Genomic DNA, 20,791 nt, shown 5'->3' with positions numbered 1-20,791 from the left:
GCAAAATGAATTCCTTCAGGAATTCCTTTTTACGCTTTGGGAAATAGCTCCTTTCGTTCCCATCAATGGAAATCCCGGCTGCGGGTGTTCAAGGCGCCCAGCAAAGGCGTCAGGTCCACCAGCCGGCTGGCGATCAGATGCCGGACCTGGTTCACGTTCTGCCAGACGCCATAAATGCCCAGCAGCGACGCTCCCAGCAATTCCTTGCGTTGGTTTTCGATCAACTCCGGCCGGATCACGGCATTCACCGCGCCGGTCTCGTCTTCGATCGTCACGAAGATGGTGCCCTTGGCGGTGCCGGGCCGCTGCCGCACGGTGACCAGCCCGCAGGCGCGCGCCAGGCGCCGGTCGGGATAGGTATGCAGGACTTGCGCGGTCTCGAAGCGGCGCGCGTGCAAGGCTGCACGCAACAGCGCCAAGGGATGGCGATTCAAGGTCAGCCCCAACGCCCGGTAGTCGTCGACGATGGTCTGGCCTTCCTCGGGTGCCAGCAGTTCCGGCATGGCGTCCTCGACGATGGCGGCATCACGCAGCAAACCCCGCGCGGACCCGCCCGCGGCCGCGGCCCAACGCGCCTGGCGGCGATGGCCGGCAAGCGTGCGCAAGGCATCGCCCGCGGCCAGCGCGTCGAGTTCGTGGCGATTCAGGTCGGCGCGGCGCGCCAGGTCTTCGCTGTCGTGGAAAGGCGCGACGGCGCGCGCCGCGCTGATGCGATCGGCGGCGGCTTGCCCCATGCCCTTGACGCGATTCAGGCCCAGGCGCACGGCGGGACGCGGCGCATGCGCATGCGACGGCGCATGCCGCAATTCCATGCTGCCTTCGATGGCGGGGAATCCCTTCGTCCCACCTTCGGTGCCGGGGACTCCATTCGTTGCGGTTTTCTTTGCGGCATTGTGATTTTCCGTCCTCTCATTTGCTATGCCTTTTACGGCGCCTTTCTTCACTGCCCCTCCAATCATTGCCCCCTCATCGAACACCAACGTGCATTCCCAGTCGCTATGCATCACATCGACCGGCAGCACGCGCACGCCGTGGCGGCGCGCATCCTGGACCAGTTGCGCCGGCGCATAGAACCCCATGGGTTGGGAATTGAGCAGCGCGGCAAGAAAAGCCTCGGGCTCGTGGCGCTTGAGCCAGGAACTGACATAGGCCAGCAGGGCGAAGCTGGCGGCATGGCTTTCCGGAAAACCATATTCGCCGAAGCCTTCGACCTGGCGGAAGATGGCTTCGGCGAAGTCCTTGGTATAGCCATGCGCCAGCAGCCCCCCGATAAGCTTGACGCGGAATTTATCGACACCGCCCTTGCGCCGCCACGCCGCCATGGAACGGCGCAACTCATCGGCCTCGCCTCCCGTGAAACCGGCCGCCACCATGGCGATCTGCATGACCTGCTCCTGAAAGATGGGCACGCCATTGGTACGCTCCAGCACGGCCTTTACTTTCTCGCTGGGGTAGGTGATGGGCTCCAGCCCTTGCCGGCGGCGCAGATAGGGATGCACCATGCCGCCCTGGATAGGACCCGGCCGCACGATGGCCACCTCGATGACCAGGTCGTAATACGTTTTTGGCCGCAGGCGCGGCAGCATGGTCATCTGCGCGCGGGACTCGATCTGGAAGACACCGACCGTGTCGGCATCGCTGATCATGTCGTAGGTGGCCTTGTCCTCTTGCGGCACGTCCTGCATCGCGAAGGGCCGGCCGCGGCGCACGCTGGTGAGCTCCAGTGCGCGCCGGATCACCGACAGCATGCCCAGCGCCAGCACGTCCACCTTGAGCAGGCGCATGGCGTCGAGGTCGTCCTTGTCCCATTGCACGACGCTGCGATCGGCCATTGCGGCGTTCTCGATCGGCACCAGGCGCGACAGCTTGCCGCGCGCGATGACGAAGCCGCCCGGATGCTGCGACAGATGGCGCGGGAAACCCAGCAGTTGCGTGGCCAGCGCCGCCCATTGCCGGGCGACGGGCGATTCCGGGTCCAGCCCGCAATTGCCGAAACCTTCCAGCAGCGCGCGCCTGTCGTCCCACCACTGGTGGGCCTTGGCCACGGCATCGACAATGGCGGGGTCTACCCCCAACGCCTTGCCGGTATCGCGCAGCACGCTGCGCGGACGGTAGCTGATGACCACGGCGGTCAGGGCCGCGCGTGGCCGGCCGTACTTGCCGTAGATGTACTGGATCACCTCTTCGCGGCGCTGATGCTCGAAGTCGACGTCGATATCCGGCGGCTCGTTGCGTTCCTTGCTGATGAAGCGTTCGAACAGGCTGTTGCCTTGCGCCGGGTTGACCTCGGTGATGCCCAGGCAATAGCAGACCGCCGAATTGGCAGCCGACCCACGGCCCTGGCACAGGATCTTCTGCTGGCGCGCGAACTGGACGATGTCGTAGACCGTCAGGAAGTAAGCCTCGTAGTGCAGCTCCTGGATCAGTGCCAGTTCCTTTTCGATCTGCTCGACCACCACGGGCGGCGTGCTGGCGCCGTAGCGCCGTTGGGCGCCCAGCCAGGTCTGCTCGCGCAGATACGTGGCCGGCGTGCTGCCCTTGGGCACGATTTCATCGGGATATTCATAGCGCAGCTCTTCCAGGTTGAAGCTGCAGCGGCGCGCGATGAAGAGCGCCTGGCGCAGCGCGGCGGCGGGATACAGATATCCCAGGCGCAGGCGCGAACGCAGATGCCGTTCGGCATTGGCCGCCAAGGCATAGCCGCAGTCGCGCACCGACTTGCCCAGGCGTATCGCCGTCAGCGTATCGTGCAGCGGCTTGCGTGAACGCAGATGCATTTCGACCAGGCCCAGCGCGACCACCGGCATGCCGCTGGCCTGCGCGGCCGCATCGACGTGCGCGCGGTGCAGGTCGTCGCGGCTGTGATGCTGCAGCGCCAGGCCCAGCCAGGCGCGGTCGGGGAAGATGTCCGCCAGCCAGCGGGCCTGGCGCACCAGCACGTCGGCGCTGACGCCATGGTCCGGCACCAGGATGGCCAGGCAATCGGGCATGCGGCGCAGATGCGCATAAGGGGCGGCGGGCGCTTCGAGATCCGCGGGCGCCAGCATATAACTGCCTTTCCTGGCCGCGCGCGTGCGTGCCAGCGTGATCAGTTCCGCCAGGTTGCCGTAGCCTTCACGGGTTTGCGCCAGCAGCACGATGCGCGGCGGAGGATCCTGCGCGGTCGTGTTACCAGTGGCACCCGCGCCATTTCGGTCATCTCCGCCACCTCGGCCACCCGCGATACCCGTCGCCAGCGTGAAGCTGCTGCCGATGATCAGCCGCAGCCCGCTGGTTTTGGCCTGCACGTGCGCGCGCACCACGCCGGCCAGGGAACATTCGTCGGTCAGGGCCAGGGCTTCGTAGCCCAGCCCGGCGGCGCGCTCGACCAGTTCTTCCGGATGGGACGCGCCTCGCAGGAAGGAGAAATTCGACAGGCAGCAAAGTTCCGCATAGCCAGGCAACGACGGCACGACGGCGGCCAGGCCGTCGTCTTCATCGTCGTCATCGCGGTCGTCGTCTTCTTCCAGTATCTGCATGATGAATCATTCGCTCTCAGCCGAACAGGCCGTGCAGGAACCAGCGGCCGTCCTGCTCATCGCGTTCGCGATAGATCCAGTAGCGGGCGCCCTCGGCGTCTTCGGCGACGAAGTAATCGCGCAAGGCCAGGCCTTCGTCCCACCAGCCGCTTTCGATCCGTTCCGGACCACGCACCAGCGTCAGGGGCGAACCATGGACGGGCCGTTGATCGCGTACCCGCAGGGCTTGCGGCGGTTCGAGCAACCAGTAGGGACGATCCAGCGCCAGGGCCGCGCCAGGCTTGGCGGACGATGCCGCATCGTGGGCCTGGCGCCAGCGATTGGCCGCCTCGGGACGATGATCGGCGGCCGGGCAGGGTACGCGCACGCGTTCGCGGCCGAGCCGCGCGGCCAAGAGGTCCAGCAGGCGCGCCTGGTCGCCGGCCTGTTGCGAAGGATCGGGGAACAGCGTGGTGTTGGCGCCCGGCCGTGCCACGGTGTCGGGCGCGTCCAGCACCACCGCGATGACGGGCGCCTCCAGTGTCAGGCGGCCCAGGCGCTCGCGCAGCAAGGCCTGCAAATGGGCGGCCTGCCAGGCGGGTTCGGCCAGGGCCAGGTCCAGCGGCGTAGGCGGCCGCGCGTGCCGGCCGCGTTCGTGTTCCAGTTCCAGCCGCAAGCGGGGCACGGCCAGTTGATGCGCGGCCAGCCAGCCGCACAGCGGTTCGAGCAGGCGCGTGGTCACCGCCAGCACGGCGTCGGTGTGTTCGATGCGTTCGATCAGTTCATGGCGGCGCCGGAAGCTGGGCGGCGCCGCCAGCCAGGCATGGGCCTGCGGCGCCTGGCCATAGGCGCGGTCCAGGGCCAGCGTCAGTTCCGGTCCGCAGCGCCGTTGCAGGCCGGCGCGCGGCAGGGCGCGCAAGTGCCGCAACGTGGGGCAGCCGATGCCGCGCAGCCAGTCCTGGTAAGGCTGGGCCTGCGGCAACAGATCGCAGGGCAGGGCATCGAGCCGCCGCGCCAGCGCCGCCAGGCGGATGACCCGGCGCCGGTGTGCCTGGCCTTGCGCCAGCAGCCAGGCGCCGCCCGCGGTGGGCGCCATCGCCAGCACGGCCAGCAGTTCCTGGCTGGCGACGGTGGCGCGGGCGCGGCGCAGCAGCCGGCGTGGCCCGCCGAACGCGCGCAGGCTGGCGCCCACGTTCAGCAGGATGGTATCGGCGCTGGCCAGCGTCACTTCCGGCGTGTATTGCAGCAACGCCAGGGCGGTGGCCTGGCGGGCGTCGTCCTCGGCGGCGGCGTCGCGTTCCAGCATGATGACCTGCGGGGCGATGGCCGTGACGCCGCCCCGCCGCAGGCCTGGCTGGATGCCAAGGTCGGCGGCGGTGGTCGTCAGGGCGAGGACGCGATCCTGCTGCATGACCGCGCAAGCCGTGCTTTCAAGTGGCCAGGGCGGACGCAGGGCGTCCAGCGCCAGCCTGGGCAGGGATACGGCGATCCAGAGCGGAATGGGCATGCGTGGGCAGAAGGCGTGGCACCAGGGCGGTGTCCAGCGCGATGAACAAGGGTTGGGCGCAAACGGGACCGCGCCGTTTGAGCAGGTTGATGGCCAGGCCGCCGCTGACCGTACGCAGTTCCAGCCGCAAGGGTGCCGGCGAGGCCTGGCTGGCGTCGCGCGCGGGCCGCAGGGCGAACAGCAGCGTGCCGCTGGCCTGGGCCGCCAGGTGCAGGCGGCGCAGGCTGGCGGTACGGACCCGCGGCAGCCAGCACAGCAACGCGGCGCAACTGCCGTTTTTGAGGATCTGCTCGGTGGCCCACAGTGCGTCGGTTTCACGGGCGGGGTCTATCCACCACAAGCGCCCGGGGTCCAGGCCGGCGCTGGTCCAGGCCGCGATATGCGGGACGCAAGGGGGCTGTACCAGGGCAATCGGCCCGTCCGCCGGCAGCGCGGCCAGGGCGGGTTGCAGCAAGCGCAGTTCGCCGATGCCCGGGCGTGCCAGCAGTAGTTCGGTCAGGGCACCGGTGGGCCAGCCGCCGTCAGGGAGTTCACGCGTCAGTTGGGGGTGGCCTGTCCGTACCGTCGCCCGGGTGCCGCGCGCGAGTTGCGTCCCACGCCATAGGGCGGGGTGGATGCGCTCGGGGCTGAGGGCGGCTGGGGAGGGCATGACGAAGGGCGATATCGGACGGTTTGGTTGCCAAGGCCAGGCATGGCGATGGCGGTGTGAAGGCAGTGGTTTGGAATAGCTGTATAAAAAAAGAATGCACTGGATAAATATACAGCATAAAATTGCGCCATCGAGCCGCCCGATTTAATGAATAAATGGGGGCAGGCACCGCTTTTCCGGGCTGGACTTATCAACATCTTCTGTGGACAAGTCTAGGGATAGGTTTTGGGAAAATTTTAAAAGCCCTTAAAAATCAATGGGCTGTATAAATCGCGCCGGATCTGCCCGGATTTACCCTGATATTTGGCGTGTTGTATTTGTCAAGCAGTGATTGCTGCTTTTTCCACGTCCGTGGAAATGCCATCCAGGGGTCGCCGACGGCATGGCAACCAGCACGCAGCCACTCCCTCAGCCACCCCTCAGCCACCCAACAGCCTCTCCATCAGCCATCAGGTCGGCCGGTCAGTCACGCCATGCCAGCGCGGCCTGGGCCGCTTGCCGCTCTTCGGCTGTAAGCGGCGCCAATTCCCGCAACGCGCCTGCCACCCATGCGGCCATGGGCAGGCCGTCGCGCAGCACGATGCGATTGCCGGCCACGGCGGGAATCCTTTCACCCGGCAGCAGGGTGCCGCAAAGATTCAAGGGGTCGACCGCCGACACGGCGATCCAGGCGCCGTCGCCGTCTTGCCGGCGCAGGGCGCGCAGCACGGGAATGGCTTCTGGCAGGGCGAACTGTTCGCCGGCCAGGCCGGCCACGAAACGTCCCCCGCGGATTTCCCCGCGTGCTTCCAGGCGGTGCAGGACAGGCAGCAGATCGCGCCACGGCGGCAGCCAGCTGGCCTCTCGATCCAGCAGGCGCCAGAACACCACGCCATAACGCCGCAGCAAGACCTGCACGAGATGCTCCAGTTGCGCGGGATCCCGGGCAGGCGCGCGGCCGCGGGCGGTCGCCAGGTCCGTCTTCGTGGCCCCATCCGCCGCTGCCGCGCGGCGCACGACGGCCCAGCGGCCGGCTTGATCCAGGCCGGGGGGCGGGGCGCCGCGGCGGCGTCTGCTGCTGCTTCCTGAAGGCGCCCGCCGCGAAGCGGGCAGCAGCAAGACGCGCAGGCCGTCGTAGCTGTCGGCGGTGACCAGTCCCGTTGCCACCAGTTCGACCAGGGCGTTCTCCAGTTCGACGGGTAGTAGCCGGGTGACGGCCAGCAGTTCATCGAAGAACATGGCCCCTTCGGCCCGCAAGGCGTCGTGGACGTCGCGGGCACGGCCCGATAGCGTGTCCAGATCGGCCGGATCGGCCAGCGCCTGCCAGCCTGCCAATTGACGGCGCGGCAGCAGCACGATGGGCGTGGCCCGCACGGTCGCAACCGCGCTACGGCCAGATGCGGGCATGCGCAGCCAGGCCAGGCGGCCGGCGCGCGTCAGATCGTCCAGCCAGGCGGGCTGGTAGTCCGACACGCGGGCTGGCAGCAGGTTCGCTTCCCACGCGCCGGCCGCGGCTTCATAGCCTTCCAGCTGGTCCAGGACTTCGCCCAGCGCCGCCGCGCCCTGGCCACGCGTGGCCGGGGCCAGTCGTTGCCAGTGGCACAGGAAGCGCATGAAGTCCTGCCGCGTGACCGGTTCGATTTCCCGCCGCAGATGCGCGATGGTCAGGCGATGGATGCGCGCCAGCAGATGTCTTTCGCACCACTGCTCCTGCGTGGTGCCTGGCGTATAGCGGCCGCGCAAGACCACGCCTTCCTGTTCCAGCCTTGCCAGCGCGGCGGCGCCTGTCGCCGGCGCCAGCCCCAGGGGCGTGACGATCTGCGCCAGCGTGCGCGGGCCGCTGCCGGCCAGGCGCGCGCGCAGCAGTTCGACGACGGCGTCTTCGAACTGCCATGCTTCCTTGGCGGGGTTCAGCGGCGGTCCGCAGGCGGCTGCGGGATGGACTGCCAGCAGGCAAGGCAGGCGTTCCAGCGCCGTCCATAGGCGTGTCCCATCCGGCAGTGTCAGTTGCGTGGCGCGGCCGGAGCGCGCCAGGTCTTGCAGCCAGGGTCGCCAGTTGCCGCCGGCGCCGTCATCGCTGCTCCCGTTCTCATGATCGGCCGCAGCGGCGCCAGGCTCCGGCTGGCTGGCGTCGCCGCTGGCCGGCGACATGCCTACCCCGGCCGCTTCGTCGGCGGTGATGCAGCCCAGCGTCATCAAGGCCTCGTGCACCTCGTCCGCGTTGCGCGCTTGCGGCCAGGCCTGCGTGGCTACATCCGCGATGGCGGCCGGATCCAGCGCGCCCAGGTCGTCGTTGCTGGCGGGATCGGACCAGCGGCGCGACTGCACCGCGCGCGTGCGCCTTTCTTCCAGCGGCGCATCGTCCAGGAAGGCATAGGGATTCGCGTTGAGGATCTCCATCGCCAGCGGCGAAGGGGCAGGCAGGTCGCGCGACAGCAAGGTGATCTCGCCCCGTTCGATGCGCCGCAGGACGTCCAGCCAGCCCTGGCAATCCATGGCCTCGTTCAGGCAGTCGTCCAAGGTCTGCTCGACCAGCGGGTGATCCGGCAGGTCGCGTTCGCCGACGATGTTTTCAAGACAGGCGGCCTGGTCGGGAAAGACCGAGGCCAACAGATCTTCGCTGCGCATGCGCAGCAGTTGTGGCGCCAGCTTGCGGCCGCCGCTGTAGCGCGGGATGGCCAGCGAAGTGGTGGCATTCCAGCGCCAGCGCGCGTTGAACAAGGGGGCATCCAGCAGCGCCTGCACCAGCACGTCACGCGCTGTCGCCGCGCGCAGGTATTGCCAGACGTCCGCCAACGGAAAACTGTGGCTGGTGGAAAGCGACAGCACGATGGCGTCTTCGGTGGCGGCCGCCTGCAGTTCGAAGTTGAACGTGCGGCAGAAGCGCTTGCGCAGCGCCAGTCCCCAGGCCCGGTTGATACGGCTACCGAAAGGCGCGTGCAGCACGATCTGCATGCCGCCCGATTCGTCGAAGAAGCGCTCCAGTATCAGGACGTCCTGGGCCGGCAAGGCGCCCAGGGCGGCACGGGCGCGCGCCAGATACTCGACGATCTGCCGGGCCGCGGCGGTGTCGATGCCGGTGGTGTCGCTCAGCTTGGCGATCGCCTCATTCACCGTGGTGGCGGCCAGCCAGTCATCGACCTGTGCCCGCAAGCGTCCGACCGCCTGCGACAGTTCGCCGCTACGACCCGGCGCCTCGCCCAGCCAGAACGGAATATTGGGCGCCATGCCGTGGGCATCCTCCACCCGCACGCGGCCGGTTTCGATGCGCAGGATGCGGTAAGCGGTATTGCCCAGCTGGAACACATCGCCCGCCAGGCTTTCGACGGCGAAGTCCTCGTTGACCGTGCCGATGTGCTGGCCCTGCGGTTCGAGCAGCACGGCGTAATCGGCGTTATCGGGGATGGTGCCGCCCGACGTGACGGCGGTCAGCTGGCTGCCGCGCCGGCCGCGCACCGTACCGCTGACCGTATCGCGATGCAGATAGGCCCCGCGCACGCCGTTGCGGCCGGTATAGCCCGCGGCCAGCATGCGCAACACCGCGTCGTAGCGCGCGCGGGGCAGGTCGGCATAAGGTTCGGCCCGGCGCAGCAGGGCGTACAGCGCGTCCTCGGACCATTCCTGGTTGGACACCTCGGCCACGATCTGTTGCGCCAGCACGTCCAGGGGCGCGCGCGGCACGTGCAAGGTATCCAGTTCGCCGCGCCGCACGCTGTCGAGCAGCGCGGCGCATTCGATCAGGTCGTCGCGCGACGTGGGAAACAGCCGGCCCTTGGAAATGCCGCCGACCTGGTGGCCCGCGCGGCCCACACGTTGCAGGAATGCCGCGATGGCGCGTGGCGAGCCGACCTGGCAGACCAGTTCCACCTCGCCGATATCGATGCCCAGTTCCAGCGAAGCCGTTGCCACCAGCACTTTCAACGCGCCCCGTTTGAGGCGTTGTTCGGTGTCCAGCCGGGCTTCCTTGGCCAGGCTGCCGTGATGGGCCGCCACCGCTTCGGCGCCCAGCCGCTCGGCCAGGTGGCGCGCCGCCCGTTCCGCCATGCGGCGGGTATTGACGAAGACCAGCGTGGTGCGATGCGCGGCGGCCAGTTCCGCCATGCGGTCGTAGACGCGTTCCCAGACGTCATTGGCCATGACGGCTTCCAGCGGCACCGGGGGGATTTCCAGGGCCAGGTCGCGTGCGCGGCCGTGGCCGATGTCGACGATGGCGCAATCCGCGGGCGTACCGTCGGCGTTGCGGCCGGCCAGGAAGCGGGCCACCGCCTGCAGCGGCTTTTGCGTGGCGGACAGGCCGATGCGCACTGGCGGCGGGGCGTTCAACGCCGTCAGTGCATCGAGGCGGGCCAGGCTCAACGCCAGGTGGCTGCCCCGTTTGCCGCCGGCCACGGCATGGATTTCATCGACGATGACTGAGCGTATGCCATTGAGCATGGCGCGCCCGCTGGCCGACCCCAGCAGCACGTACAGCGATTCCGGCGTGGTAACCAGGATATGGGGCGGCCGCCGCCGCATGGCCTGGCGTTCCTGCTGGGTGGTGTCGCCGGTACGCACGGCGCTGCGGATGGCGGGCACCGGCAGTCCGCGGGCGGCCAGTTCCTGCGCGATGCCGGCCAAGGGCGTCTGCAAATTGACGCGGATATCGTTGGACAGCGCCTTCAATGGCGAAACGTAGAGCACCAGCGTGGTATCGGGCAATTCCCCGTCCGCGGCCAGCCCCATGCGCACCAGCTCATCGATCGCCGCCAGGAAAGCCGTCAGCGTCTTCCCCGACCCCGTAGGCGCCGCCACCAACGTCGGCCGCCCGGCATGAATCAAGGGCCAGGCTTGCTGTTGAGCAGGCGTGGGCGCGTCATAACTACGATGAAACCAGGCCGCGACAGCAGGATGGAACAGCGCATCCAACACATCGGCCCGGGCGGCGGGGGAGGTCATGTTGCCTTATATCGGGGCGAATTCCAGCACGTCAACCAGGCAGGCCGCGGCCGGCCCGGGTCTTATACTCCCAGCCATGAAAACGACACTGGATGAGATGCAGACCTTTATCGCGGTAGTGGACGCGGGTTCCATTACGGCGGCGGCCGAGCGGCTGGGGCAGACGGTGTCGGCGGTCAGCCGGACGCTGGGGCGCCTGGAGCAGAAGCTGGAGACCACGCTGCTGCACCGGACCACCCGGCGGCTGGCCTTGACGGAGGAAGGCAAGCTGTTGCTCAGCGAAGCACGCCGCGTCGTCGAGTCGGTCGAGGCCATCGAGGAACAGATGGCGCTACGCCGGCAACAGCCGGCCGGCCTGCTGCGGGTGGATGCCGCGTCGCCCTTCATGCTGCACGTCATCGTCCCGCTGGTGGGGGAGTTCCGCCGCCAGTATCCGCAAATCGAACTGGCGCTGCATTCCACCGACACCTACATCGACCTGCTGGAACAGCGCACGGACATCGCCATCCGCATCGGACCCCTGCGCGATTCCACGCTGCACGCGCGTCCGCTGGGAACCACGCCCCTGCGCATCCTGGCCAGTCCCGCCTACCTGGCCGAGCACGGCAAACCGCGTAGCCCTGAAGACCTGGTGCGCCACAGCCTGCTCGGCTTCAGCGAACCGGATTCGCTCAACCATTGGCCCTTGCGCCACGCCCTGGGCGAAAGCCTGCACATTCGTCCGCAGGTGATGGCCTCCAGCGGCGAAACCTTGCGGCAGCTGGCCCTGGCCGGCGAAGGGCTGGTTTGCCTGTCGGACTTCATGTCCAACGAAGACCGCCGCCGGGGCGACCTGGTGCAGGTGCTGGCGCGCGATACCATCGACGCGCGCCAACCCATCAATGCGGTCTATTATCGCAACACCCAGCTGGCGGCCCGTATCGCCTGCTTCCTGGATTACGTGGCGGAACGTTTGCGCAGCGATCGCAAAACGGGCCGGTAGATCACGCAGCCCCCAGAGGTCCATTGTTGATTTTTTGCAGTGCAGCAAAGTAGCGTATCCTTCTGATTTACAGCCCTGCGCCCTACCCAAGGCGCGCATGGCCGAATCAATAAGGCCGCCGGTCTCCACCAGTGCTCGACCCCGAATCGAGCAACCGAGCGGCCACCTTTGCATCAAGGAAAATCCGCATCATGAGCGCCTCTCCCTCCGCTACTCCCCCTCCAGCCAGGACATCCGGCGCCACCGGCCGCCATCGCGTGGTCGTCGTTGGCGGCGGCTTCGGTGGACTCGAAGCCATCAACCGATTGAAGGGAGCGGACGTCGACATCACGCTGATAGACCGGCGCAATCACCACCTGTTCCAACCCTTGCTTTACCAGGTTGCCACGGCGTCGCTGTCGACGTCGGAAATCGCCTGGCCCATCCGTTACCTGCTGCGTGACCGGCCCGAGGTCAGCACGCTGCTGGCGTCGGTCAATGGTGTCGACACGCAGACGCGCGAGGTGCTGCTGGAAGACGGCGCCAAAGTCCCCTATGACTCGCTGGTGCTGGCAACCGGCGCCCGCCACGCCTATTTCGGCCATGACGACTGGATGCCGCATGCGCCCGGCCTGAAGACCCTGGAAGACGCCACCATGATCCGGCGCCGCATCCTGCTGGCTTTCGAGCACGCCGAGCGCGAAACCGATCCGCGCCGGCAGGCCGCGCTGCTGACCTTCGTGGTCATCGGCGGCGGCCCCACCGGTGTCGAACTGGCCGGCACCATCGCCGAGATGGCGCACGTCACGCTGCCGCCGGACTTCCGCCGCATCGATACCCGCCGCGCCCGCGTGCTGCTGATCGAGGGCGGCCAGCGCTTGCTGAGCGCGTTCGATCCGTCCTTGTCCGCCTACGCCAAACAGGCCCTGGAAAAGCTGGGCGTCGAAGTGGCGCTGGGCCAGGCCGTGTCGGAGTGCTCGGCGCAAGGGGTGGTGTACGGCAATACGCGGCTGGAGGCCGAAACCGTGCTGTGGGGCGCCGGCGTGCGCGCCTCGCCGGCGGCGGAGTGGCTGGGCGTGCCGGCCGATCGCGCCGGCCGCGTGCTGGTCGAGCCGGACCTCAGCGTGCCGGGCCACCCTGAAATCTACGCGGTGGGCGACACCGTCAGCATCGCCGGACCGGATGGCACGCCGGTGCCCGGCATCGCGCCGGCCGCCAAGCAGCAGGGGCGCTATGTCGGCGCGGCCATCAAGGCGCGGCTGCGTGGCGCGCCGGGGCAGGGGCCGTTCCGCTACAAGCACAGCGGCAACCTGGCGACCATAGGCAAGCGCAAGGCGGTGATCGATTTCGGCCGCATCAAGCTGCGCGGGCCCTTGGCGTGGTGGATCTGGGGCATCGCCCACATCTACTTCCTGATCGGCATGCGCAACCGCCTGAGCGTGGCGCTCAGCTGGCTGTGGATCCACACACGCGGCCAACGCAGCGCGCGCCTGATCACGCAAGGCAAGTAGCATGGCGTTCTGCGGTGTTCCAGCCGCAACGCTTAGCGACGCTGCCAGAACGCAGCGCCAATGGCTGCTGCGCTGCTCAAACCGATACGTTTCAGCTTTCAGGTAACGAGGCGGTGCGCCAGCGTGTCAACCTGACGACGCAGGCCGCTTCAATATCGCCGGCGCCGCTGCCGCCCATCACCGCGGCGCCTTGTCGCTTGCACTCGGCATCGCGGAATTTCAGGAAGGCCTTCTGGGCTTCTTTCAGCGTTTGCACCGCATTGGGCGTAGCGGCGGAATCGATGCCGCGCAGATCCTTTTCGACGTCCGTATAAACCTGGCGCATCTGCTTGTCCGCGGTGTGCTGGGCGTCGCTCAGGCAGCGGGCGAGGGCAGTGCGGGGTTTGTCACCTATCGCGTTCCGGCATTCGGCCAAGGGATCGAGGATCACGGGACCGGGCCCGGTGACCACGAGGCCCGCCGGACCCTTGGGCGGTGTCTGCGCGATGGCGGTCGCCGCGATGAGGGCGGCCAGGGTTGCGCTGCCGACCAGCAGCCAGACGGGACGAAGGGAAGAGGGATGATGGACCATGATGCTCCTGCTCATATATTCGGGCGCGGGAGGGAGTGGGCGCCCAAGCATTGTAGGTAGGAGCCATGCGCCGGGCGTTCCCGTTGCGCCATATAACGCCGAGAATCAAAAGCTGTTTGACGTTAATGAAAGTTTTATGGCGGATCGGAAGACACCCCGGCGCGCGCCAACCGTTCCGCCGCGGCGATGGCTTGCGTCAAGAACGTCGAGGCATCGCCCCGCCGCCAGCTGAGTATCACTGGCGAAGTGAAGGCCGCATCGCCAGCGGCGACCGGAAGGCTGACCAGGTCGGCACGGAGCGAGCGCTGCACGCTGGCCGGCACCACCGTTACCCCCATGCCCGCCGCGACCAGACCCAAGGCCGTCTGCAGCTCGTTGGCCTCCTGCACGACAACGGGCTGGTAACCCGCGGCACGAAACAGGCCCACCACATGGTCGCCATAATTCGGGCGCGGCCGCGCGGGATACAGGACGAACGGTTGCGTCGCCAACTGCGCTACCGTCAGCCTTTTACGCGTGGCCAGTGGATGCGTGCGCGGCAACACCGCCACCAGCGGCTCGTCCATCAAGACGCGGCGCTCGATGGCGGAATCGTCAAAGGGAATACGTCCGATGCCCAGGTCGATGCGGCCGCTTTTCAGGGCCTCGATCTGCGGCAGCGTGGTCATTTCACTCAAGCCGACCTCGACCCGCGCGTCGGCCTGGCGCAGATAACGAATCAATTCCGGCACGAAGCCGGACAGCGTGGACGGCACGAAGCCGATACCGAACCACCGGGCGGCGTGCGCCCCCAGGCGTCGCGTGCCGACGACGATTTCCTCCAGCCGGGCATTCAGTTGCAGCGATTGTTCATAGAAGAAGCGGCCAGCCTCGGTCAGCTTCAGCCCGCGCGTGCCGCGCTCGACCAGGCACACGCCCAGTTCGTCTTCCAATTGGCGGATCTGCCGCGACAGCGGCGGCTGGGCAATGTGCAGCGCGGCGGCGGCCCGGGTAAAGCTGCCCTCGCGCGCCAAGGCCTGGAAGTAGCGCAGATGCCGGAGCTCCATGCCTATACCTTAGAAGTATGGAAAGCAACCAATATAGTCTTGGACGGTCCCGCAAGCCAGGAGCAATACTGCGCCTATCCTTCTTGACGCTCATTCCAGGTATGCCTACACCTTCCGCCGCGCCCCCCACCATCGTGTCGATCGAAACCGTGCTGGTCGACCTGCCCACCATACGGGCGCACCAGCTGGCGATGGCCGTCATGCAAAAGCAGACCCTGGTGATCGTGCGCCTGCGCGCCAGCGACGGCATCGAAGGCCTGGGCGAAGCCACCACCATAGGCGGCCTGGCTTATGGCGAAGAAAGCCCGGAAGGGATGAAGCTGGCCATCGATACCTACCTGGCCCCGGTTTTGGTCGGCCAGGATGCCGGCAACGTCAACGCCGCCATGGCCAGGATGGACAAGGTCGCGCGCGGTAACCGCACCGCCAAGTCCGCGCTGGAAACCGCGCTGCTGGACGCGCAGGGCAAGCGCCTGGGCGTGCCGGTGTCGACCTTGCTGGGCGGCCATGTACGCGATGCGCTGCCGGTGTTGTGGACCTTGGCCAGTGGCGACACCGCGCGCGATATCGAAGAGGCGGAATCGTTGCTGGCCGCTGGCCGCCACGACACCTTCAAGCTGAAGGTCGGCCGCCGTGCCATCGCCGACGACGTCCGTCACGTCGCCCGCATCAAGACCGCGTTGGGCGAGCGCGCGCGTGTCACGGTGGATGTGAACCAGGCCTGGAACGAGGCCGATGCGGCCGGTGCCATCGCACGGCTGGAGGCGGCTGGCGTGGACCTGATCGAACAGCCCATCGCCCGCGAGAACCGCGCCGGCATGGCACGCCTGGCGGCCCGCTTCGTCATTCCCATCATGGCTGACGAAGCCATCGCGACGCCCGCGGACGCACTGGAACTGGCCCGCCTGGGCGCGGCCGATGTACTGGCCCTGAAGATCGCCAAGTCGGGCGGGCTGCACGGCGTGCGCAATTGCGCCGCGGTCGGCGACGCCGCCGGCATGGCCCTGTACGGTGGCACCATGCTAGAAGGCTCCATCGGATCGGTGGCGTCGGCGCATGTCTTCCGCACCTTGCCCACGCTGGCCTGGGGCACCGAACTGTTCGGCCCGCTGCTGCTCAAGGACGACATCGTGGTCGACCCGCCCCGCTACGAGAATTTCGCGATGCAGGTGCCGGCCGGGCCGGGCCTGGGCCTGACGCTGGATGAGGACAAGCTGGCGTTCTACCGCAGAAAGGAATGACCCCCTGTTGTTGAATGCAGGGCAACGCTGGATCACCACAAAATAAACAGGCAGGAGACTTCAATGCGTATTACACGAGTGCTCGCGCGCGCCATGCTGGCGGCCGGTTTTCTCTTGGGCGCGGGTGGCGCCCACGCCGCCGGTTACCCTGAGCGCCCGGTGAAATGGATAGTGCCTTTCCCGCCAGGGGGTGCCATGGATGCCATCGCGCGCACGCTGGCCGAATCCATGGGCCGCAAGCTCGGCACCTCGTTCATCGTGGAGAACCGTCCCGGCGCGGGTGGCAATATCGGCGCCTCGGCGGTGGCGCGTTCCGCGCCCGATGGGTACACCATCATGATCGCCGCCAACGGCATGGCCGTGAATCCCGCCCTGTACAAGGACATGAACTACGACCCGCAGAAGGACTTCGCGCCCATCTCCCTGCTGGCCATCGTCCCCAATGTGCTGGTGACCAACCCGCAGCGCAACGACGTGCATAGCGTCGCTGACGTCATCGCGCAGGCCAAGGCCAAGCCCGGTCACTACACGTATGCGTCGGCGGGGGTAGGGACTTCCATCCACCTGGCGGGTGAGCTGTTCGCCTCCATGGCCCAGGTCAACATGCTGCACGTGCCGTACAAAGGCAGCGGTCCGGCCATGGCCGACCTGCTGGGCGGACAGGTCGACTACATGTTCGACAGCATCACGTCGGCCAAGCCGCACATCCAGGCCGGCAAGCTGCGCGCGCTGGCGGTGACCACGTCGAAGCGGTCCTCGGCCTTGCCCGATGTTCCCACGGTGGCGGAAGCGGGCTTGCCCGGCTACGAATTGCTGCCCTGGTTCGGCACCTTCGCGCCCGCTGGCACGCCGGCCGATATCGTGCAAAAGCTGAATGCGTCCATGCGCGAAGCGATGGACGACCCCAAGGTCAAGGAGACGCTGGCCTCCATCGGTGCCGAACCGGTGGGCGGCACCCCGGAGGAATTGCGCGCCCATCTGGCCAAGGAAACCGCGCAGTGGGCCGTGCTGGTGAAAGAGCGCGGCATCAAGATCCAATAGGCTTACTTCTGCGCCATGGCCGCCAGCGCCGCCGGATAACGGCTCCCGGAAACCTTGTCCGGCGCGAAGGTCTCACCCAGCAGGTCGATGTCGGCGGCGCTTAGTTGCAGGTCGACCGCAGCGACGTTCTGTTCCAGATGGGGAATCCGCTTGGCGCCGGGAATCGGCACGATGTCCGGCCCTTGGGCCAGCACCCAGGCCAGCGCGACCTGCGCGGCGCTGACGCCCTTGCTGGCGGCCATGTCCTCGATGACCTTGACCAGCTTGCGGTTGTTTTCCGCATGCTCGGGTTGGAAGCGCGGCAGGGTACGGCGGAAATCATCGTCGGACAATTCCGCGACCGGGGCCAGCTTCCCGGTCAAGAAGCCGCGGCCTAGCGGGCTGAAGGGAACGAAGGTCACGCCCAGTTCGCGGCACGCCGCGAGCACCCCGTTGCTTTCCACGTCCCGCGTCCACATCGAATATTCGCTTTGCAGGGCAGCGATGGGGTGGACGGCATGCGCCCGCCGCAGGGTTTCGGCCGATACCTCGGACAGGCCGATGGCGCGCACCTTGCCTTCTTCGACCAGCCTGGCCATGGCGCCTACGGTCTCCTCGATGGGCACCGCCGGATCGACGCGGTGCAGATAGTACAGGTCGATCACATCGGTTTGCAGCCGGCGCAGGGAAGCTTCGGCGACGGCCCGGGCGTTGGCCGGGCTGCCGTCGGTCCCCGTGACGTTGAACCCGTCCTGATCCTTACGGAAAGTGAAACCGAATTTGGTGGCGATGACGATCTGATCGCGCCTGTCCTTGAAGGCCTTGCCCAGCAAGGTTTCATTGCGCAGCGGCCCATAGACTTCCGCGGTATCGAAGAAATTCACACCCAGCTCCAGCGCCCGGTCCAGGGTTTGCAGCGAAGCCGATTCGTCCTGCGCGCCGTAGGCGTGGCTCAGGCCCATGCAGCCCAAGCCGACGGCCGAGACTTGGAATTGTGCGAGTTTGCGCTGTTGCATCGATAGTTCTCCTGGAAAAGCGGTAGCAAAGGCATCATGGTAAGAACTTTTGATTGATTCGATAATCCCTATAATTTGGATTGGCTTGATCTAAAGGATAGAACAATGAACCGGGCGCAAACCACCCAGCTCATGGTCTTCGTCAGCGTTGCGGAACTGGGCAGCTTCCGGCGCGCGGCCGAGCAACTGGGCATTGCGCCTTCTGCCGTCAGCCATGCCGTCTCGGCGCTGGAGCAAAGCCTGGGCGTGCGCCTGCTGGCCCGCACGACCCGGTCGACACGGCCCACCGATGAAGGCGCGCGCCTGTTGGCACGGGTCTCCGGGCCTTTTGCCGATATCGCCGCGGGTTTGCAGGAGGCGGCCGAACAGGGTGGACCGCCCTCCGGCCCTCTGCGGGTCACCATGGCCATGGCGGCGGCGGAAGACCTGATCCTGCGGCGCCTGCCTGAATTCTGCGCACGCTATCCGCTCATCGAACTGGACATCCGTGCAGACGACAACTTCGAGGACATCGTGAGGAGCGGATGCGACGCCGGCGTGCGCCTGGGCGAAAGCCTGGAGGCCGATATGATTGCCGTGCGCGCCAGCGGTCCCAGGCGCAACCTGATCGTCGGCACGCCGGCGTATTTCGCCGCGCATCCGCCGCCCCGTCACCCCACCGACCTCGCCCGGCACAACTGCATCCGGCGCCGTTTCAGCAGCGGGCGGGTCTATCGCTGGGAATTGCAGAAGCGGCGCAAGGCCATCAACGTCGAAGTGCAAGGTACTCTGATTCTGCCGCAGCAGACCTTCATGCGGCAGGCCGCGCTGGACAGCCTGGGACTGGCGTTCCTGTTCGAACACCTCATCGCCGACGATCTCGAGGCCGGCCGGCTGATCAGCGTGATGGACGATTGGTGCCCGTCCTTCGACGGCTTCTACATCTATTACCCGTCGCGCCGCCAGATGCGCCCGGCGCTGCGCGCCTTTGTCGATTTCTTCCAGGCGCCGAGCCGCCCGGCGCCGGCGGCGTCGTGATTCATCCGACCCACCGCCGCCGCGTCGTAATCCATCCGGCCCGCGGCGACAGCGTCCCGATCCAGCCATCCCGGGGCGGCAGGATCAGGACTCTGCGCGCGCCTTACCCCTGCTGCGTCAGCGCCTCGACGATAGCCTCGCCGACCACGCCGCCGGAAGCCGGGTTCTGGCCGGTGATCAGCCGTCCGTCGACCACCAGCTTGGGCTGCCATGGCTCGGCCGATTCATGCAGGGCACCTTCTTCGCGCAAGGCACTTTCCAGGTCGAAGGGGACGTCCCCACGGGCGTAGCCGTCTTCCTCCCTGGTGGAAAAGGCAGTCAGCCGGCGGCCGCGCACCAGCGGCGTGCCATCGTCCAGCTTCACGCCCAGCAGGGCCGCGGGGCCGTGGCAGACGGCGGAGACGACCTTGTCACCCTGCCAGGCGCGCAGGACCGCCGCCTGGACTTCGGGGTTGCCCGTGATATCGACCATGGGGCCCAGGCCGCCCGGGATGAAGATGGCGTCGTAGTCCAGCACGTCCACTTCCGCCAGCTTGCGGCTGTGGGCCAGGCGCCGATAGGCGCTGCTGGCCAGGAAGGCCGCCTGCACCGGGTCATTGGCATCGAAGCCGTCTTCGGGCGGTTTGCCGCCCAGGGGCGTAGCGAATTCAACCGCGATACCTGCCTTGTCCAGCGCCTCGAAGGGATGGGCGATCTCCGGGAAGAAGAATCCCGTGTGGCGATGCTTGGGGCCGATTTCGCTGGCGTTTGTCACAATGAACAGAACATGTTTGACACTCATGGCACTCTCCGTCTGTTGGCGAGGATTTGTTGGCAAGGACCGATAACGTTCGGTATGGAGAGACTTTAAAGAAAGCAGGGCAGTCCCGGTAGTGCGCGAAGGATTGACACATTGGATGGGAAAATTTGACAATCCCCCTCATGAAAGAATCCACCCCCATCCTCGATGAACTGCGCGGCATGGCGGTATTCGCCACCGTCGTGCGCAGCGGCAGCTTCGCCGCGGCGGCCCGTGCCTTAGGACTGACCCGCGCCGTGGTCAGCCATCATGTGCGTGCGCTGGAAACCAGGCTGGGCGTCCCCCTGGCCCAGCGCAGCACGCGCAGCTTCAGCCTGACACCGGCCGGCGAGGCCTTCCGGGTGCATTGCGAACGCCTGCTCGACGAGGCCTCGGACGGCATCCGCGGCATGGAGCTGTTGCGCGCCGAACCGCGTGGCGAAGTGCGGCTCACGTGTTCGCATCATTTCGGCCATAAGCGCATCCTGCCCGCCTTGCTGGCGTTCCGGCGCCGCTATCCCGCCGTCAGGCTGCATGTGGCCATGAGCGACGCCAATGTGGATCTGGTGAGTACCGGGGTGGAGCTGGCCGTGCGGGCAGGACCTTTGCCGGACTCGGACCAGGTGGGCCGTTTGCTCGTATGCGAACCCACCATGTTGTGCGCATCGCCGGCCTATCTGCGGCATGCGGGCGTGCCGCGCACGATCGCTGAACTGGCGCAGCACCGCTGGGTGGTCTATCCGCCCAGCCAACGCGCGGTCACCGTGATGCGCGGCGAGCAACGCAGCGAAGTTCCCGTGCGGGGCGACGTCGTCACCGACAGCGCCGCGTCGCGGCTCGTCTTCGTTCTTGCGGGGGAAGGCATTGCCCGCCTGCCGGCCTATGACGCCGCCGCGCTGCTCGCCGCCGGCGAACTGGTGCGTGTGCTGCCGGAAGTCGAGACGGCGGCGCTGGACATCTATCTGCTGCATGCCCGGCGCGTCGGCCCCAGCGCCCGCCTGCTACGCGATTTCCTGCTGGAAGCCCTGCCTGTGCACGGTTGACGGCCGCGGCGCGCGCGATC

General features: G+C 67.3%; 14 protein-coding genes. 6 read left to right on the top strand and 8 right to left on the bottom strand.

Going from position 1 to position 20,791, the window contains the following annotated elements; genetic code table 11:
* Positions 1 to 62: 62 nt before the first annotated feature.
* The 4 genes from CEY05_RS06975 to CEY05_RS06960 all read right to left on the bottom strand — a co-directional run bounded on the left by CEY05_RS06975 (position 63) and on the right by CEY05_RS06960 (position 10,567).
* Positions 63 to 3,518: an error-prone DNA polymerase gene (locus CEY05_RS06975; RefSeq protein WP_198952716.1), complete on the bottom strand. Its 3,456-nt coding sequence runs from the start codon at positions 3,516 to 3,518 to the stop codon at positions 63 to 65.
* A gap of 16 nt (positions 3,519 to 3,534) precedes the next feature.
* Positions 3,535 to 4,998: a DNA polymerase Y family protein gene (locus CEY05_RS06970; protein WP_198952745.1), complete on the bottom strand. Its 1,464-nt coding sequence runs from the start codon at positions 4,996 to 4,998 to the stop codon at positions 3,535 to 3,537.
* Positions 4,928 to 5,653, bottom strand: a complete 726-nt coding sequence (gene imuA / locus CEY05_RS06965; protein WP_088597787.1) for a translesion DNA synthesis-associated protein ImuA — start codon at positions 5,651 to 5,653, stop codon at positions 4,928 to 4,930. The genes CEY05_RS06970 and imuA overlap by 71 nt, the downstream gene beginning before the upstream one ends.
* Positions 5,654 to 6,115: 462 nt before the next feature.
* Complete coding sequence (locus tag CEY05_RS06960; RefSeq protein WP_198952715.1) at positions 6,116 to 10,567, bottom strand: DEAD/DEAH box helicase; 4,452 nt, start codon at positions 10,565 to 10,567, stop codon at positions 6,116 to 6,118.
* 76 nt (positions 10,568 to 10,643) lie between these two features.
* Here CEY05_RS06960 and CEY05_RS06955 point away from each other — a divergent pair, with 76 nt between their 5' ends.
* Together CEY05_RS06955 and CEY05_RS06950 are read left to right on the top strand one after the other, a co-directional pair.
* Entirely contained in the window at positions 10,644 to 11,549 is a 906-nt protein-coding gene (locus tag CEY05_RS06955; protein ID WP_088597786.1) for a LysR family transcriptional regulator, read from the top strand.
* 191 nt (positions 11,550 to 11,740) lie between these two features.
* Positions 11,741 to 13,039 carry an NAD(P)/FAD-dependent oxidoreductase gene (locus tag CEY05_RS06950; RefSeq protein WP_088597785.1) on the top strand — a complete coding sequence of 433 codons (1,299 nt, stop codon included), beginning with the start codon at positions 11,741 to 11,743 and terminating at the stop codon, positions 13,037 to 13,039.
* Between the two features lie 91 nt (positions 13,040 to 13,130).
* On the opposite strand, the gene umoC is transcribed toward CEY05_RS06950, so the two are convergent.
* Both umoC and CEY05_RS06940 read right to left on the bottom strand, forming a co-directional pair.
* Positions 13,131 to 13,610: a lysozyme inhibitor LprI family protein gene (umoC, locus tag CEY05_RS06945; protein WP_158219266.1), complete on the bottom strand. Its 480-nt coding sequence runs from the start codon at positions 13,608 to 13,610 to the stop codon at positions 13,131 to 13,133.
* A 134-nt stretch (positions 13,611 to 13,744) separates the two neighbouring features.
* Entirely contained in the window at positions 13,745 to 14,656 is a 912-nt protein-coding gene (locus CEY05_RS06940; RefSeq protein WP_088597783.1) for a LysR family transcriptional regulator, read from the bottom strand.
* Positions 14,657 to 14,757: 101 nt separating this feature from the next.
* On the opposite strand from CEY05_RS06940, the gene CEY05_RS06935 reads away from it, so the two are divergent.
* Positions 14,758 to 15,897 (top strand): muconate/chloromuconate family cycloisomerase, encoded by a 1,140-nt coding sequence (locus CEY05_RS06935; protein ID WP_088597782.1) that lies wholly within the window; start codon positions 14,758 to 14,760, stop codon positions 15,895 to 15,897.
* Between the two features lie 63 nt (positions 15,898 to 15,960).
* Positions 15,961 to 16,938: a tripartite tricarboxylate transporter substrate binding protein gene (locus CEY05_RS06930; protein ID WP_088597781.1), complete on the top strand. Its 978-nt coding sequence runs from the start codon at positions 15,961 to 15,963 to the stop codon at positions 16,936 to 16,938.
* A 2-nt stretch (positions 16,939 to 16,940) separates the two neighbouring features.
* On the opposite strand, the gene CEY05_RS06925 is transcribed toward CEY05_RS06930, so the two are convergent.
* Positions 16,941 to 17,933 (bottom strand): aldo/keto reductase, encoded by a 993-nt coding sequence (locus CEY05_RS06925; RefSeq protein ID WP_088597780.1) that lies wholly within the window; start codon positions 17,931 to 17,933, stop codon positions 16,941 to 16,943.
* 105 nt (positions 17,934 to 18,038) lie between these two features.
* On the opposite strand from CEY05_RS06925, the gene CEY05_RS06920 reads away from it, so the two are divergent.
* Positions 18,039 to 18,950, top strand: a complete 912-nt coding sequence (locus CEY05_RS06920; protein WP_088597779.1) for a LysR family transcriptional regulator — start codon at positions 18,039 to 18,041, stop codon at positions 18,948 to 18,950.
* A 103-nt stretch (positions 18,951 to 19,053) separates the two neighbouring features.
* On the opposite strand, the gene CEY05_RS06915 is transcribed toward CEY05_RS06920, so the two are convergent.
* A complete protein-coding gene (locus CEY05_RS06915; protein WP_088597778.1) occupies positions 19,054 to 19,731 on the bottom strand; it encodes a type 1 glutamine amidotransferase domain-containing protein in 678 nt (225 codons plus the stop codon).
* A 140-nt stretch (positions 19,732 to 19,871) separates the two neighbouring features.
* Between CEY05_RS06915 and CEY05_RS06910 the strand changes: the two genes are divergently transcribed.
* Complete coding sequence (locus CEY05_RS06910) at positions 19,872 to 20,771, top strand: LysR family transcriptional regulator (protein ID WP_088597777.1); 900 nt, start codon at positions 19,872 to 19,874, stop codon at positions 20,769 to 20,771.
* The last annotated feature ends 20 nt before the right edge of the window (positions 20,772 to 20,791 follow it).

The sequence above is a fragment of the Achromobacter sp. HZ34 genome (assembly GCF_002209485.1).
GTDB lineage: Bacteria > Pseudomonadota > Gammaproteobacteria > Burkholderiales > Burkholderiaceae_B > Bordetella_C.
This window is presented reverse-complemented; position numbering and strand designations above follow the sequence as displayed.